General features: G+C 70.1%; 13 protein-coding genes. 7 read left to right on the top strand and 6 right to left on the bottom strand.

What is annotated here, in order from left to right:
* Positions 1-228: 228 nt before the first annotated feature.
* Genes IEZ15_RS09725 through IEZ15_RS09715 form a run of 3 tightly spaced genes read right to left on the bottom strand, consistent with a single transcriptional unit; the run spans position 229 to position 4,135 of the window.
* The gene (locus IEZ15_RS09725; protein WP_189275850.1) at positions 229-2,613 is read right to left on the bottom strand and encodes a xanthine dehydrogenase family protein molybdopterin-binding subunit; all 2,385 of its coding nucleotides are present in this window, start codon (positions 2,611-2,613) and stop codon (positions 229-231) included.
* Between the two features lie 2 nt (positions 2,614-2,615).
* Positions 2,616-3,242: a (2Fe-2S)-binding protein gene (locus tag IEZ15_RS09720; protein WP_189275848.1), complete on the bottom strand. Its 627-nt coding sequence runs from the start codon at positions 3,240-3,242 to the stop codon at positions 2,616-2,618.
* A gap of 2 nt (positions 3,243-3,244) precedes the next feature.
* Complete coding sequence (locus tag IEZ15_RS09715) at positions 3,245-4,135, bottom strand: FAD binding domain-containing protein (protein ID WP_189275846.1); 891 nt, start codon at positions 4,133-4,135, stop codon at positions 3,245-3,247.
* 426 nt (positions 4,136-4,561) lie between these two features.
* Between IEZ15_RS09715 and IEZ15_RS09710 the strand changes: the two genes are divergently transcribed.
* Together IEZ15_RS09710 and IEZ15_RS09705 are read left to right on the top strand one after the other, a co-directional pair.
* Complete coding sequence (locus IEZ15_RS09710) at positions 4,562-6,322, top strand: PucR family transcriptional regulator (protein WP_189275844.1); 1,761 nt, start codon at positions 4,562-4,564, stop codon at positions 6,320-6,322.
* A 163-nt stretch (positions 6,323-6,485) separates the two neighbouring features.
* On the top strand, positions 6,486-7,271 hold the full coding sequence (locus IEZ15_RS09705; RefSeq protein ID WP_114247421.1) for a hypothetical protein: 786 nt from the start codon (positions 6,486-6,488) through the stop codon (positions 7,269-7,271).
* Positions 7,272-7,293: 22 nt separating this feature from the next.
* On the opposite strand, the gene IEZ15_RS09700 is transcribed toward IEZ15_RS09705, so the two are convergent.
* Positions 7,294-8,070: a GntR family transcriptional regulator gene (locus IEZ15_RS09700; protein ID WP_114247420.1), complete on the bottom strand. Its 777-nt coding sequence runs from the start codon at positions 8,068-8,070 to the stop codon at positions 7,294-7,296.
* Between the two features lie 145 nt (positions 8,071-8,215).
* Between IEZ15_RS09700 and IEZ15_RS09695 the strand changes: the two genes are divergently transcribed.
* Together IEZ15_RS09695 and IEZ15_RS09690 are read left to right on the top strand one after the other, a co-directional pair.
* The gene (locus tag IEZ15_RS09695) at positions 8,216-9,064 is read left to right on the top strand and encodes a (2Fe-2S)-binding protein (protein ID WP_189275842.1); all 849 of its coding nucleotides are present in this window, start codon (positions 8,216-8,218) and stop codon (positions 9,062-9,064) included.
* A 192-nt stretch (positions 9,065-9,256) separates the two neighbouring features.
* The gene (locus IEZ15_RS09690) at positions 9,257-10,333 is read left to right on the top strand and encodes a DUF2637 domain-containing protein (RefSeq protein ID WP_189275840.1); all 1,077 of its coding nucleotides are present in this window, start codon (positions 9,257-9,259) and stop codon (positions 10,331-10,333) included.
* A gap of 42 nt (positions 10,334-10,375) precedes the next feature.
* Here IEZ15_RS09690 and IEZ15_RS09685 read toward each other — a convergent pair whose 3' ends face one another.
* Positions 10,376-10,738 (bottom strand): ATP-binding protein, encoded by a 363-nt coding sequence (locus IEZ15_RS09685; protein ID WP_308427394.1) that lies wholly within the window; start codon positions 10,736-10,738, stop codon positions 10,376-10,378.
* A 341-nt stretch (positions 10,739-11,079) separates the two neighbouring features.
* Between IEZ15_RS09685 and IEZ15_RS09680 the strand changes: the two genes are divergently transcribed.
* Both IEZ15_RS09680 and IEZ15_RS09675 read left to right on the top strand, forming a co-directional pair.
* Positions 11,080-11,472 carry a guanyl-specific ribonuclease gene (locus tag IEZ15_RS09680; protein WP_189275837.1) on the top strand — a complete coding sequence of 131 codons (393 nt, stop codon included), beginning with the start codon at positions 11,080-11,082 and terminating at the stop codon, positions 11,470-11,472.
* A 93-nt stretch (positions 11,473-11,565) separates the two neighbouring features.
* Positions 11,566-11,955, top strand: coding sequence for a barstar family protein (locus tag IEZ15_RS09675; protein WP_189275835.1), 390 nt, complete (start codon positions 11,566-11,568; stop codon positions 11,953-11,955).
* 100 nt (positions 11,956-12,055) lie between these two features.
* On the opposite strand, the gene IEZ15_RS09670 is transcribed toward IEZ15_RS09675, so the two are convergent.
* Entirely contained in the window at positions 12,056-14,440 is a 2,385-nt protein-coding gene (locus IEZ15_RS09670; protein ID WP_229845817.1) for a M9 family metallopeptidase, read from the bottom strand.
* A gap of 329 nt (positions 14,441-14,769) precedes the next feature.
* Between IEZ15_RS09670 and IEZ15_RS09665 the strand changes: the two genes are divergently transcribed.
* Entirely contained in the window at positions 14,770-16,236 is a 1,467-nt protein-coding gene (locus IEZ15_RS09665; RefSeq protein ID WP_229845816.1) for an aminopeptidase P family protein, read from the top strand.
* Positions 16,237-16,264 lie beyond the last annotated feature (28 nt).

Below are 16,264 nucleotides of genomic sequence, written 5' to 3'. Positions count from 1 at the left end.
TGGAATGTGACGTGTGACGTGTTGCATGCGGTGTCACCCGCACTGCTGGCACTGCGGTACTGCGGTACCGCGACCACGGGTACTGCGTAGTACTGCCCTTTCGGGGCGGGGTGGACTCAATGGCCGTGAGCGGTACGGCACTTGGGCACTCCGGGCGGTGCGGGCGGCGGAAGTGTGACGTTCCTGGGAGGCGCGCACCGCCCGGAGAGTTCAGGAGGCAGCAGTGACTCAGGTGCCGGTGATGTGCTCGGGGCGTACCGGCGTCCTGTTGAGCTCCAGGCCCGTCGCGTTCCGGATCGCCGCGAGAACGGCCGGGGTCGACGAGAGGGTGGGGGCCTCACCGATGCCACGGAGCCCGTACGGGGCGTGGTCGTCGGCGAGTTCGAGCACATCGACCGGGATCGTCGGGGTGTCGAGGATGGTGGGGATCAGATAGTCCGTGAAGGACGGGTTGCGCACCTTCGCGGTCTTCGGGTCGACGAGGATCTCCTCCATGACGGCGACGCCCAGGCCCTGGGTGGTACCGCCCTGGATCTGTCCTTCGACGGACAGCGGGTTGAGGGCCTTGCCGACGTCCTGGGCGCAGGCCAGTTCGATGACCTTGACCAGGCCGAGTTCGGTGTCGACCTCGACGACCGCTCGGTGGGCGGCGAAGGAGTACTGGACATGGCCGTTGCCCTGTCCGGTACGGAGGTCGAACGCCTCGGTGGGCCGGTGGCGCCACTCCAGCTCGATGTCGACCGCCTCGTCCTCCAGTACGTCGACCAGATCGGCCAGTACCTCGCCGCCGTCGGTGACGACCTTGCCGCCCTCCAGGAGCAGTTCGGCGGTGGCCCAGGCGGGGTGGTACGTACCGAACTTGCGACGGCCCATCTCCAGGACCTTCTCGCGGACGGCCTCGCAGGAGTGCTTCACTGCGCCGCCGGTGACATACGTCTGCCGGGAGGCGGAGGTGGAGCCGGCCGAGCCGACCTGGGTGTCGGCCGGGCGGATGGTGACCTGGGCGACGCCGAGTTCGGTACGGGCGATCTGGGCGTGGACGGTGACGCCGCCCTGCCCGACCTCGGCCATCGCGGTGTGCACGGTCGCGACGGGTTCGCCGCCGATGACCTCCATGCGCACCCGGGCGGTGGAGTAGTCGTCGAAGCCCTCGGAGAAGCCGACGTTCTTGAGGCCGACGGCGTAGCCGATGCCGCGTACGACGCCTTCGCCGTGGGTGGTGTTGGACAGTCCGCCGGGCAGGGCCCGTACATCGGCCGGCTCGCCCGCCACCTCCCACTGGCGCTCGGGCGGCAGCGGCCTGGCCTTGACCCGGCGCAGCAGCTCGGCGACCGGCGCGGGCGAGTCGACGACCTGTCCGGTCGGTAGGAGGGTGCCCTGCTCCATGGCGTTGAGCTGCCTGAACTCGACCGGGTCCATGGAGAGTTCGGCGGCGAGCTTGTCCATCTGGGCCTCGTAGGCGAAGCATGCCTGGACCGCGCCGAAGCCGCGCATGGCGCCACACGGCGGGTTGTTGGTGTAGAGCGCGATGGCCTCGATGTCGACGTCGTCGATGACGTAAGGGCCAACGCTGAGCGAGGAGGCGTTGCCGACGACGGCCGGAGAAGCGGAGGCATAAGCTCCGCCGTCCAGTACGATGCGACATTTCATATGGGTCAGCTTGCCGTCGCGGGTGGCGCCGTGCTCGTACCAGAGCTTGGCGGGGTGACGGTGCACATGCCCGAAGAAGGACTCGAACCGGTTGTAGACGATCTTGACCGGCTTGCCGGTGCGCAGGGCGAGCAGGCAGGCGTGGATCTGCATCGACAGGTCCTCACGGCCGCCGAAGGCACCACCGACGCCGGAGAGCGTCATGCGGACCTTGTCCTCGGGCAGGCCGAGGACGGGGGCGATCTGGCGCAGGTCGGAGTGCAGCCACTGGGTGGCGACGTACAGGTCGACGCCGCCGTCCTCGGCGGGCACGGCCAGACCGGACTCGGGGCCGAGGAAGGCCTGGTCCTGCATGCCGAAGACGTACTCCCCGCTCACGATGACATCGGCGCGGGCCGCCGCCGCGTCCGCGTCGCCGCGGACGATGGGCTGACGGTGGACGATGTTCGGGTGCGGGACGTGCCCGGCGTGGTGGTCACCCCGTCCCTCGTGGACGAGGATCGCGTCGGGGGCGGTGGCGGACGCCTCGTCGGTGATGACGGGCAGCTCGCGGTAGTCGATCTTGATCTTCGCGGCGGCGCGGCGGGCCGTCTCCGGGTGGTCGGCGGCGACGAGCGCCACCGGCTCGCCGTGGTGACGGACCTTGCCGTGGGCGAGGACCGGGGTGTCCTGGATCTCGAGCCCGTAGTTCTTCACCGAGGTCGGCAGGTCGTCGTAGGTGAGTACGGCGTAGACGCCGGACGTGGCGAGCGCTTCCGAAGTGTCGATGGAGACGATCTCGGCGTGCGCGACGGTGGAGCGCAGCGTGTGGCCCCAGAGCATGTCCTCGTGCCACATGTCGGAGGAGTACGCGAATTCGCCGGTGACCTTCAGGATGCCGTCCGGGCGCAGCGTGGACTCACCGATGCCGCCCTTGGTGCGGGTGCCCTGGTTGATGCTGGTGGGGTTGCCGGTAACGCCCATCGTCAGACCGTTTCTTCCGCGCGGGCGGCCGCGAGACGGACCGCGTCGAGGATCTTCTCGTAGCCGGTGCAGCGGCAGAGGTTGCCGGAGAGCGCCTCGCGGATGTCCGCGTCGGACGGTTCCGGGTTGCGCTCCAGCAGCTCGTCGGCGGCGACCAGCAGACCAGGGGTGCAGAAGCCGCACTGGACGGCGCCCGCGTCGATGAACGCCTGCTGGATCGGCGAGAGTTCACCGGTGTCCCGGGTCTCCTCGCCGGCCGGCTCGGCCTCCCACTGCCGGGCCTTGTCGAGTGCGGTGCCACAGGCGCCGGAGGCACAGCCTCCCCCACTGCGCTCCGCGTGCGGGAGGTGCCCCCTGCCGGGGTGTGCCTGGGAGCGCCGGGCGGCGAAGTCGGCGAGGCCTTCTACGGTGACGACCTCGCGGCCCTCCACCTGGCCCGCCGCGACCAGACAGGAGCAGACCGGGACACCGTCCAGACGGACCGTGCAGGAACCGCACTCGCCCTGCTCGCAGGCGTTCTTCGAGCCGGGCAGGCCCATCCGCTCACGCAGCACATAGAGGAGGGACTCGCCTTCCCAGACGTCGTCCGCTTCGTACCTGCGGCCGTTGACCGTGAAATTGACGCGCATGATCAGGCAGCTCCTTCGGTGCTGCGGCCGTTGCCGCGGTACGACTCCCAGGTCCAGCCGAGGGTGCGGCGGGCCATGATCCCGACCGCGTGCCTGCGATAGCTCGCGGTGCCGCGTACATCGTCGATCGGGTTGCAGGCACCGGCGGCGAGGTCGGCGAACTGTTTGGCGATGGACGGGGTGATGATCGTGCGGCTGTCCCAGAATCCGCCCTCTTCGAGCGCGGCGTTCAGGAATTCCTCGGCCTCCTTCGCCCGTACGGGTGTGGGGGCGGCCGAGCCGATGCCGGTGCGGACCGTGCGGGTCTCGGGGTGCAGGGCCAGTCCGAAGGCACAGACGGCGATGACCATCGCGTTGCGGGTGCCGACCTTGGAATACTGCTGCGGCCCGTCGGCCTTCTTGATGTGCACGGCCCGGATCAGCTCGTCCGGGGCGAGGGCGTTGCGCTTGACGCCGGTGTAGAAGGCGTCGATCGGGATCATCCTGGTCCCGCGGACGGATTCGGCCTCGACCTCGGCGCCTGCGGCGAGCAGCGCCGGGTGGGCGTCCCCGGCGGGCGACGCGGTGCCCAGGTTGCCGCCGACGCCGCCGCGGTTGCGGATCTGTGGCGAGGCGACGGTGTGCGAGGCGAGTGCCAGTCCGGGCAGCTCGGCGCGCAGATGCTCCATGATGTGGCTGTACGGGACACAGGCGCCGAGCCGTACGTTCTCCTGGCCCACCTCCCATTCGGACAGCTCTCCGATGCGGTTCAGGTCCAGGAGGTACTCGGGCCGCCGGTGGTCGAAGTTGATCTCGACCATCACATCGGTGCCACCCGCGATGGGCACAGCCGTCGGGTGCTCGGCCTTGGCGGCGAGCGCCTCCTCCCACCTGGCGGGGCGAAGGAAGTCCATGAGTGGCTCTCTTCTTCTGAATCGGGTCGTTCGCTGGGGCCAGGGCCTGTCGTCGGTCTGCCGTCGTCGTCCGCAGGACGGCCGCACGGCGTCCGGTGCATGCGATCGCAAGGCGCCGGAGGGGCCTCGTAGCGGAGCTACCAGGGCTCTTCGGCAACGCCGCGAGCGTGCGTGCCAGACGTCGGGCGGCAGACCGACGACAGGCCCTGGGGACGGCCGGCCCTCGACTGGTCGTTCATGTGTTGTTGACGCGGTGTGGGGCCAAGTACACAAGCCGTGCTCCACCCGGTGCAGTCACCGAAACCATGAAGGAGTTGGCTGGTCGATCTCCTCGTCTTGTAGATTCGAACGAATGGCGGGGGTCAGTGACCTCACCCCAATACCCAGTTTTCACCCGCACCAACGAAAGAGATCGGCGGCGACGAGATGCGGCTGCGCGCACTGCTGGAGACCGACGCGCTGGGCCTGCGGCTGCTCGGCGGCGAGGACGAGCTGGACCGGTCCGTCCGCGGCGTGATGACCACCGACCTGCGGGATCCCAGCCGTTATCTGTCCGGCGGCGAGCTGGTCCTGACGGGCCTGGCCTGGCGCCGTGACGCGACGGACTCGGAGCCGTTCGTACGGATCCTGACGGGCGCCGGGGTCGCCGGGCTCGCGGCGGGCGAGGCGGAGCTCGGCGAGATCCCCGGCGATCTGGTGGAGGCGTGTGCGCGGCACCGGCTGCCGCTCTTCGCCGTCCATGAGACCGTTGCGTTCGCAACGATCACCGAGCATGTGGTGCGCCAGGTGTCCGGTGAGCGTGCGGGCGATCTGGCCGCGGTCGTGGACCGGCACCGCAGGCTCATGACCTCGGGCCCGGCAGGCGGTGGGCCCGAGGTGGTCCTCGATCTGCTCGGCTCCGACCTCGACCTGCACGCCTGGGTGCTCTCCCCCACCGGCCGGCAGATCGCGGGCGCCGGTGACGCACCGCTGGCCGGACCGGTCGGCGCGGCGCTCGCCGGCCACCATCTGGCCGCCACCCGCACCGGCCGCCGGGCCCCGCACCGGGCCACGGTCGGCGGCACCACGTATTCGCTCTTCCCGATCCGGAACGCCGGGCGGGGAGCGGTCCCCGCCTCCCGCGATGTGCGCGAGTCGGTGCTTTCCGACTGGCTGCTCGCGGTCGAGGCGGACGCGAGCGACTGGCCGCCCGCCCGGCTGGATCTGCTCCAGGGCGTCACCCAGCTGATCGCGGTCGAACGGGACCGGCGCGATGCGGCCCGTACGGTCCGCCGCAGGCTCGCCCAGGAAGTCCTCGAACTGGTCCAGACGGGCGCCCCACCGGCCGAGATCGCCGCCAGGCTGCGGGTCGCCGCTCCGGTACTGCTCCCGGGTATCGGGACCGCGCCGCACTGGCAGGTCGTGGTGGCGCGGGTCGAATGGGGTGTCGCGGAGGGCTCCGCCACGACGGGCGCCCCGGCCGGCAGCTCCGGCTCCGCCGTCGCGGGCGGCCCGGTCGCCCAGGCGCTGCTGGAGGAGATCCTGGTCGACCCCGCGGTCACCGGCCCCGACTCCGCGGACCGGATCGCGGTCGCCCACACGGGCGACGAGGCCGTCGCCCTCGTACCCCTGCCCGCCGTCACCGCGCCCGCACCGGCCCACGACTCCGGCCCGGACATGATGCCCGCCGAGGCCTCCGCCGACGAGGATCCCGCGCTGCACGCCGATGTGCTGCTCGCCGCCGTCCGCGAACCGCTCTCCGCCGGCCTCGCCGACGACGGCCGGCTGACACTGGGTGTCAGTGCGGCCGTGCACTCCCCCGAGGGTCTGCGCGGCGCCCTGGAGGAGGCCCGGCACGCCCGCCGGGTGGCGGCGGCCCGCCCCGGCAGGGTCTGCGCGGCCGGGCACCACGAGCTGGCCTCGCACGTACTGCTGCTGCCGTTCGTCCCCGACGACGTGCGCCGCGCGTTCACCGCACGGCTGCTCGACCCGCTGCGCGACTACGACCGGCGCCATCGCGCGGAGCTGATCCCGACGCTGGAGGCCTTCCTGGACTGCGACGGTTCCTGGACCCGCTGCGCGTCCCGGCTCCATCTGCACGTCAACACGTTGCGCTACCGGGTCGGACGAATCGAGCAGTTGACGGGGCGTGACCTTTCGCGCCTGGAGGACAAGCTCGATTTCTTCCTCGCCCTGCGTATGAGCTGACTTCCGGGCCCTGCCACGGCTCTCGGCGGGTCCGGGCGTTTGTGAAATCTTTCACCTGACATTGCCCCGACCCCTTGGCCCGGCGTGCCATTCCGTGCTGAGATGCGGCCAGACTCAACAGCTCGATGGCGCGCTCGGGGAGGGCAATGTGGCGCATACCGCCATGTCTGGTTCCGGAACGACAGCAGATGACGATCCGCCGCTCCAGACAGCGGTATGGCGGCTGCGGTCACGCGCCTGCTGGACGGACGCCGCCGCGCTGCTGGAACACGACGCCGCCACCGATCCGGCAGCGGCACTCCAGCGCACCGCCCTGCTGACCGAGCGGTGCCTGTACACCGGACAGGGCTGGACCGACGCCGAGGACGCCCTGCGCACCGCCGAGGCGCTGGCCCACGACGACGCCGAACGCGGCGCAGCCGCCTGTGAGCGTGGCCATCTGGCCTACGCGTCGACGCTTCTCGGCGTACGGGACCGGGCCGACGAGGCCAGCGTCGCCCTGAGCCGGGCCGCCGCGCTGCTCGCCCCGTCGGCGCCGGGACGCCCCCTGCTGGACTTCCGCCGGGGCCTGATCGCGCAGAACATCGCCGACTCGCCGGAGGCCGCGCGTGCCGCATACCGCAGGGCCCACGCCGGCGCCACCACCCAGGGTGACGCGCTGCTGCTCTCCTCGACCTGGCGCCATCTCGCCCTGCTCGCCCTGCGCGAGGGCGAACTGGCGGAGGCGCGGCACGGTTTCACCGAGTCCCTGCGGATCAGGGAGGAGCTGGGCTATCTGATCGGTACCGCTCCGGCCCTCATCGCGCTGGCGGACTCCGAGCCGGAGCCGGAGGCGGCGACCCGGCTGCGCGCCGAGGCGGGCCGGCTCTTCCGGCTGCTCGGGGGCGTTCCGACATGGCTGGCTCCGCACCTGGACCCGCCACCCCCGGAGACGGCCGAGGCGAACTGAGCCCCGGAGGGCCGGTGTGACGTCAGCTCTCGGCACCGGTGAAGTGTTCCCGTACGAGCGCCTGCACGACGTTCAGGTCCTGGGCGATGAGCGCGTCGAGCAGGGCGGTGTGCTCGGCGGCGTCGGCGAGCAGGTCGGCGCGGCGGCTGGCGGGGGTGTTTCCCAGGGGCCATTGGGAGCGGCGGTGCAGGTCGTCGGCGACCATCACCAACTGCTCGTTGCCGCAGAGTGCGAGGACCGCGCCGTGGAAGGCCCGGTCGGACTCGGCGTAACTCGCCCGGTCGCCCACGGCGGCCGCCGCAACCGTGGCTTCGGCCAGCGGGCGCAGGGCGCACCAGCGGGCCGGTGGGACGGTGCGGGCCAGCCGCAGCATGACGGGGACCTCGATCAGGGCCCGCACCTCGGCCAGCTCGGCCAGCTCGCGCGGGCCCCGCTGGGACACCCGGAAACCGCGGTTCGGTACGACCTCGACGGCGCCCTCGATGGCCAGCTGCTGCATCGCCTCGCGCACGGGGGTCGCGGAGACCCCGAAGCGGGCACCGAGAGCCGGGGCGGAGTAGACCTGCCCCGGAACCAGCTGACCGTCGACCAGCGCGGCGCGCAGGGCGTCGAGGATCTGGCCGCGTACGGAGTGCCGCTGCACCGCCGGCCGCGGGGCGGGCGGCTCGCTGTGGGTGTGCTCGCCACGTGCCTGCTCACCACGTGCCTGCTCGGGCACGCGTACGGACGCCGGGGTCGTCGCGGACGCGACGGGCGCGTACGGCGGCCGCGCCTGCTCACGCGCTCTGCCCTGCTCCACTCGGACCTCCTCGACCCGCCGTGGGCGCGGCTCGCGTACGCCATGCCCCTCTGCACGATAGGCGGCACAGGCCGCAGTTCAAACATCGATCCATTCGGGTAAGGTAAGGCTTACCTGTAAACGATCGCGATTCGGTGGGCCCTGCATGACACTCGCCACTCCGCTTCCCGGCACCACCGCGTCCGCCGTGACGGGCGCGTACGCACGTCTGGCCGAGGTCTTCCCCGGGCTCCGCGCAGAGGTGCTGGAGGACGGCAAGGCAGCCCCTCGAGGTGCCGGCTGGGTGGGTGCGGACGAGCTCGCGGCGGGGGGCGCCTCACTCGACGCCTTCCTCGCCTGGGACCATGCGCAGGTGCTGCGGGACTACGGGCAGCAGCCCCGGCCCGATGTGGTCGCCAGCTTCGGGCTGCACCGGTACGCCTGGCCCGCCTGCCTGCTGGTGACGGTGCCGTGGTTCCTGAACCGGCGGGTGCCCCGGGTCCCCGTCGAGGATGTGACGTTCCAGCGGGCACTGGGCCATCTGACCGTCCGCATAAGGGAATTCGCCTGCCTTCCGGGCGATCCGGCGGCCGGTCTGCCGGGCGCCCGGGTGGTACCGGACGAGGCGGCGCTGCGGGCCGAGGTACTCGCCGCCGTGGCCGACCACATCGGTCCGGTGCTGGACGGCTTCGGACCGCGGATGCGGCGCGGCAGGCGGGCGTTGTGGGGCATGGCTACGGACGAGGTCGTGGAGGGCCTCTGGTACATCGCCCACCTGCTCGGCGAGGAGCGGCGCGCGATGACCGAGCTGGAGGCGCTCCTGCCGGGCACCACGAAGCCGTACGTCGGCTCGGCGGGCTTCCGTGAACTGGCCGGGCCGAACGGCGAGTCGCTGCCCACCCGCGACCGGGCGAGCTGCTGTCTCTTCTACACGCTGCGCCCCGAGGACACCTGCGTCACCTGTCCGCGCACCTGTGACGCCGAGCGGGTACGGAAACTGACACCCACTCACTGATCGACACCGCTCATACGAGTAGTACTATTCGAACGCAGATCACTGGCCGCGTACGGATATTCGATCAGATCCCGGCTATCCGTATGCCCTGCCAACCCAATGGCGTTCTCTTGCCCCGAAACCCCCCTGAGTGTGACGGGGTTTCGGCAATCATGGCGCCCGAAATGCCCTACGCGATGCAAGGGACCGCGCATGAGACTGACCGACATATCGCTGAATTGGCTGCTTCCGGGCGCCGTGTTGCTCGTAGGGGTCCTGGCGGCGGTGGCGGTGGTCGCACGCGGCAAGCGCGCCGCTGACAATTCCGCGGCCGACGACAGCTGGGAGCGCAGCGAGGAGCGTCGCAGACGCAAGGAGGCGCTGTATGCCACCGCCTCGTACGTCCTGCTGTTCTGCTGCGCCGCGGTCGCTGCCGCCCTCTCCTTCCACGGGCTCGTCGGCTTCGGCGAGCAGAACCTCGGCCTCTCCGGGGGCTGGGAGTATCTCGTTCCGTTCGGCCTCGACGGGGCCGCAATGTTCTGTTCCGTACTCGCGGTGCGCGAGGCCAGCCACGGTGACGCGGCGCTCGGCTCGCGCCTGCTCGTGTGGACGTTCGCCGGCGCCGCCGCCTGGTTCAACTGGGTGCACGCGCCGCGCGGTATCGACCACGCGGGAGCCCCGCACTTCTTCGCGGGGATGTCGCTCTCGGCAGCCGTGCTCTTCGACCGGGCGCTGAAGCAGACCCGACGGGCCGCGCTGCGCGAGCAGGGCCTGGTGCCCCGTCCGCTGCCGCAGATCCGGATCGTGCGGTGGCTGCGCGCCCCCCGGGAGACCTTCGGTGCCTGGTCGCTGATGCTGCTGGAGGGCGTACGCACCCTGGATGAAGCGGTCGAAGAGGTGCGTGAGGACCGGCGGGAGAAGGAGCAGAACCGTCTCCGCAGGAAGGATCAGGAGAAGCTGGACCGGGCCCACATCAAGGCGCTGAACCGGCAGAACCGGGCCTGGCGCAGGGTCGGCCGGGGCGGCACCCAGGTGGACGTTCAGGCCATCGCCCCCGCGCCGGGCTCCGCGCAGTCCGCCATGGAGCCCGCCATATCCGAGCCGGGTCAACTGCCCCTGCGCTCCCGGCCGTCCCTGCAGGCCGTGACGGGTCCGGGCTCCAGCACCTCGGACCGGAACTCCTATGATCCGGTCACTGTCGACCTCACCGCCGAGGACGACACCCAGGCACTGCCCCGGCTCGATTCGCTGGAGCGGAAACTGAAGGACCTGGAGCAGCAGTTCGGCTGATCCGTCAACAAAAGCCCTGATGGCCCGGTCTCTTCCGGGCCCTCAGGGCTTTTCGCCGTCCAGCTCGAACCAGACGACCTTGCCCAGCGCGTGTGCGCTGACCCCCCAGGCGTCCGCGAGGCTCCGCACCAGGATCAGTCCTCGGCCATGCGTACCGTCGTCGGCGTTCGGTACGTACGACAGGGGCATTCCGGATACGAAGTCCCGAACCTCCACCCGTAGTTTCGCCGGTGCCACACTCACCGTGACGACCGCGCCGTGCCTCGTATGGATCAGCGCATTGGTCACCAGCTCGCTGAGCAGGAGCTCCGCCACCTCGGTCGGCTCGGCCGGCCACCGGTATCGCAGGAACTCCCGTAACGCGCGACGCACTTCGCTCACCGCCGCCAGATCCGTGTGGGCCAGTCTGCGACGCAGCCGGACCGGCTGCTGCCCCTGCGCACCCGGCTGGTGCGCCGCTCCGTCCGCCATGGAATCGGCATCTCCCTGACGCTCCATCGTTTCCCCCGCCCGCACAGTGAATCGCCCCCTTCTCGACTTCTCGATTTCTCGTCGCCTGGGGATGCATGCCCCACAGGCGGGCTGCCACGCTTGTCGACTCATCAATAAGTGAACAGAGAACGGGCGGCACGGCCCGGAGCGGCGGCCACATGAATGTCACACTTCCGCCTCTCCGGTTAACTTCCAGAAAATTCACACCGATTGACGTTGACGTGGCCATGTCTACGCGCGTCATCATGGTGGCTATGCGAATCCCCCCACGGATCACCACGCTCGGTGGCGCTGCCGCCCTCCTGTCCGTCCTCTTCATCGGCGGCCCGGTCCCCACGGCCGCAACGGCAGCCACCACCTCGGTCGGCAGCATCTGTTACTCGGTGCTGCCTGCCCAGGCGCACGACACCCTCGACCTGATCGACGCGGGCGGCCCGTTCCCCTACTCGCAGGACGGTGCCGTCTTCCAGAACCGTGAAGGCGTCCTGCTCGGCCAGAACACCGGCTACTACCACGAGTACACGGTCATCACCCCCGGCTCCCCCACCCGGGGCGCGCGTCGGATCGTCACGGGTGAAGAGGTGCAGGAGGACTACTACACCAGCGACCACTACGCCACCTTCGACCTGATCGACCAGGGCTGCTGAAGCCCGGTCCTCCGAGCCGATCCGCGCCGTAGCCCCCCACCTGCGGCGCGGATCACGGACCGCCGGAAGCGGCCGGACTTGTACTCTCCCCCCATGACCGTGACCTATGTGATCGACGGCTCCCGGGTCACCGGACTGGAACGCTTCTGGGAAGTGATCGGCGAGGCCGTGAACGGCCCCGGTGGGTACTTCGGCCGCAACCTCGACGCCCTGGCGGACTGCCTGAGCGGCGGGATGGGCACCCCGGACGACGGCGACTTCGTCTTCGAGTGGCGGGACCACGCGCTGTCCGCACGGGCCCTGGGCCACGAGGAGACGGCCCGTCAGCTGCGACGGAGTCTGGAGCGGGTGCATCCCACCAACCAACCCACGATGCGGGAGCGGCTCGACGAGGCCTTGGCCGGACGGGGGCCGACGCTCTTCGACCTGATCGCGGCGATCCTGGCGGACGACACGACCCCCGGCACGCTGCGGCTGTCGTGAGCCCGGGGTCGCGTCCGGCGGGCGCGGCCCCCGGGCCACGGCACCGGCCGGCCGAGCGGGAACATCACTCGGCCGGCCGATGCTGTGGGGGTCGTAGGGATCAGAACTCGGTGGTGACCTTGGCGCCGTCGAACTGCTCGGTGCCGTAGAGGCTGATGAAGTGGTAGCCCGGCGCCGGGTTGTTGACAGTCAGGGTGTGCTCGTTGCCCGCCCCGACGGACTTGTCGGTGTAGACCTCGGTGGTCGCCCACTCCTTCGCGCTGTAGTAGAGGTCGGCGTCACCCGTGCCGCCGGAGGCGGTGATCTTCAACTGGGTGGTGCCGGCCGGGATGAGGACGGCCAGGTAGGCGTAGTCGCCCTTGACGGCCTTCAGCTCGCTGCGCATGCAGTTCCGGCCCAGCAGCCTGGTGTCGGCGTCCTTGCACTCAGTGATCTCACCGGGCGGGTTGGTAGACCCGCTGCCGCAGGCACCGGCCGCGCAGGCGGTCAGCCAGGTGTTCCAGTCGGCGTCGTAGCGGCTTCCGATGGTCGATGTGAGCAGGGTGCGGGCAGCGTTCCAGTCACCCTTGCGGTAGAGCCCGAGAAGCGTGTCGACGTCAGCGCGGTGGGACTCCAGCATGTAACGGACCGCCAGGTAGCCCCAGTTGTAGACACGGGTCTGGTCGGCGTTGTCGTAGGTGGTGTCGAACAGGGTCCGCAGGGTGTAGGTGTGGTTCGCGGCCTGGGCAACGGCGTTGTCGTAGGTGACCTTGCGGTACGAGTAGGAGACGTACTCCGCAAAGCCCTCGACCCACCAGACGGTCGGCGTGGTCATTCCGGCCCCGAAGTCGCCGAACATGTTGAAGCGGCCGTCGAGGTAGTGCGTGTACTCGTGGTTGAGGTTCCAGATCTGGAAGTCGGGGCGGGCCCACTCGGCCTCGTAGGCGATGAACCGGGGCTGGTTGCCCTCAGCCTTGGGGTCGCCCTCCAGGTACATGCCGCCGTTGTTGGTGTCGATGCCGAAGATCACTCCGGCGTAGGTCTGGTAGTCGGTGCTGGAGTCGAAGGCCACGACCTCGATGGTCTTGTTGTTGTCGTCGGCGACCGCGCCGTTGTCCCGGGCCACCTCGTGGAAGTAGGCGTCCTGGTCGCGCAGGCTGGTGCAGCTGGCTTCGAGTTCCTCCGCGGCCATGTCCTGCGCCCGGATGGTGATGCTGTCGCTACAGGTGTGCTTCACCGGCAGGACGACCTTCTCGAGACGCTCCGCGAGGTTGCAGGCGCCGTAGTCCGCGCAGTTGTCCTTGTCGTAGGCGTCGACCATCTTGGCCAAGTTGACCCAGAGCGGGGCGGTGGGGCCGTCGATGGAGCTCTTGCCCATCAGGTCGACCGCGATCGGGCTCGCCTTGGCGCGCAGCGAGTCCTCCTTGAGGAAGCGGCCGAGTTCGAGTCCCGCGTTGGAGACCAGGAACGACTGCTTGGTACCCAGCAGGTCGAGGTGGTTCGCGGCGAAGTCGTGCAGGGAGTTCAGCACGCTGGAATCGGCCTCGATGGCGCTGATGAACTCGGGCACCTGGTGACCGCGGAACATGACCGTGTACACGCTGTTCACGGCGTTGAGCATGTACCAGGAGTCGTTGTACGACTCGTCGTAGTCGGCCAGCATCCGCTTGACGATGTTCAGGTAGCGGGCGTTCTCCTCGGCGCTGTCGACCAGGATGATCGCCTCGGACAGGCTCTCGCCGTTGGCGTCGGTGACGTCGAAGGCGTGCGAGGAGCCGAAGAAGCCGTCGAGCGCGCCCTGGATGGCCGTGCGCAGGCGCGGCCCGTACTCCCCGACGGTGTCGGGGTCGTAGTACTGCACGTAGTAGCCGGCCCGGAGGAAGAGAATCAGCTGGGGCATGCCGGTGCTGTCGTCACCCGGGTAGGAGGCCGACGCGCCGCGCATCGCATCGGCGACGGTGACCATCTGGTCCTCGCGGAAGGCGTTGTAGCCGTCCTGGCCCTTGAGACGGAACAGCGTGTTGACGCAGTCGGTGGTCGCCGCCTTGACCTTCTCGACCAGGGCGCTTCCGGTGTTGTTGGTGAAATCGGTGATGTTGCACTCGGCCGCGGCCTTGCCGAGCTTCTTGGCGCGGCGCTTCTCGGCCTTCATCGAAGGTGCCGGGTGGCTCGGAAGCGCGGTGGCCTGGTCGTCGTAGTCCCGCTTGAGCGCGTCCTTGGACGCGGACAGCGGCGGCTGGTCGGCGGCCTTGAGCGACTTGCGTTGGACGTGAGCGGCATCGTCGGCGGGTGCTGTCAGCGCCTCGGCGGTGGGGCCGCCGGGGTCCTCGGTCCGGGGTTCCGCCCGCTTCTGCGCGGCGTCCGAGGAGTGGGGGGTCACGGTCGACACGGCGGGGCGTTGCTCGACGGCCTGGCTCGGTGCCGTGAACAGGCCCACGCCCAGGCATGCTGCCAGGACCGCGGTGGACAATCCGGTTATTTTTTGCCGAACCCTCAGGTTCTTCACGTGCCGCCTCCAGCGGAGTGGTGACCGCGCAACGGTGCGCGGCTGTGGGGGAATGCGCGGGGGTGGGTCCGGGTCGGGTCCTGGCGCTTTCGCACCGTGGCATGGACACGACCTCTCCCCTCTGCGCGCTGTACAATGGCACATGTCACATGTTCTTAGGAAGCCTTCTCACACACATTCATCTCCGCGACAACTCGTCGACGCAGCAACGGACTTCAGTGGCGGCCCGCGCGCAGACGGCCGCCGCCATCGGATCCCTGACCGCCTGGGCGCTGTCGGACAGCGCCCCGATCCCCGAGCCCCGACAGAGCCTTGAGGAGAAAACGCCCGTGTCCCATTCCCTCCCCGCACCCCGAACCGGCAGCCATGACCTTCCGGTGTCGCCCGCGCTGGACGACTTCATGCGCACGGCGTGGGCCGACAACCCACTGCCGGCGGACATCCGCGTTCCCTCGTACGGCGTCACCCCCGCCCGCCGGGCCCGGCTCGCCGCCCGCTTCCCGGGCGAGCGCCTGGTCATCCCGGCGGGCGCGCTCGCGGTCCGCTCCAACGACACCGACCATCGCTTCCGTCCGCACACGGGCTACGCCTGGCTCACCGGCCTCACCGGCGAGGAGCAGGCCGGCCATGTCCTCGTCCTGGAACCCGACGGTGACGAGCGGCACGAAGCGGTGCTGTACCTGCGTCCCCGGTCACCGCGCACCGGTCACGAGTTCTACCGTGACCGCAGGTACGGGGAGTTCTGGGTCGGGCGCCGGCCGGACCTGGCGGAGGCCACCCGGATGACCGGCATCCGCTGCGCGCACCTGGACGCCTGGGAGAAGCTGCTGACCGGACCACAGCCCCCGGTACGGGTGCTGGGCGGTGTGGACCCGTCCGTCGACGAACTCCTGAGCACCCGCGGTGCTTTTCCGCCCGGACGGTCGGCTCCGGCCGGACTGGCCGCGGTGCTCAGCGAGCTCCGGCTCGTCAAGGACCCATGGGAAACAGGTCAGTTGCAGCATGCCGTCGATGCGACGGTGGCTGGGTTCGAGGATGTGGTACGCAGCCTTCCGCAGGCACTGCAGCACCCACGCGGCGAGCGTTGGATCGAGGGCGTCTTCGATCTGCGGGCCCGGCTGGAGGGCAACGGTCCGGGCTACTCCACGATCGCCGCAGCGGGGGCACACGCCTGTGTCCTGCACTGGATCCGCAATGACGGTCCACTGGACCGCGACCGGTTGCTGCTCCTGGACGCCGGGGTGGAGACCGATTCGCTCTACACGGCCGACATCACCCGCACCCTGCCACTGTCCGGCCGCTTCTCTCCCGTACAGCGCAGCGTCTACGAGCTGGTGCTGGCCGCACAGGAAGCGGGCATCGCGGCCCTGCGTCCCGGGGCGCGATTCCGTGACTTCCACATGGCAGCCATGCGGATCATCGCCGAAGGGCTGCACGAATGGGGCGTGCTGTCGATGTCCGCCGATGAGGCGCTCGACGCCGACAACGGCCTCTACCGCCGGTACACACTCTGCAGCAGCGGCCACATGCTCGGCATGGACGTTCATGACTGCGCCCAGGCACGCGCCAACACCTATCTGGACGGGCGCCTGGAAGTCGGCCAGGTACTGACCGTGGAACCGGGACTCTATCTCCAGCCCGACGACGAGACGCTGCCCCGGTCGCTGCGCGGAATCGGGGTGCGGATCGAGGACGACCTCGTGATCACGGCCGACGGCGCCCGCCTCATGTCGTCCGCGCTGCCGCGCACGGCCGACGATATCGAGGAGTGGATGGCCACTCTGCTGGACAGCTGAGCCGACCGGCCCTCTTCAGCGGCCGCCC

The sequence above is a fragment of the Streptomyces atratus genome, assembly GCF_014648655.1.
GTDB lineage: Bacteria > Actinomycetota > Actinomycetes > Streptomycetales > Streptomycetaceae > Streptomyces > Streptomyces atratus.
Note: the sequence above shows the minus strand (reverse complement) of the source record. Positions and strands in the feature narration are given on the sequence as shown.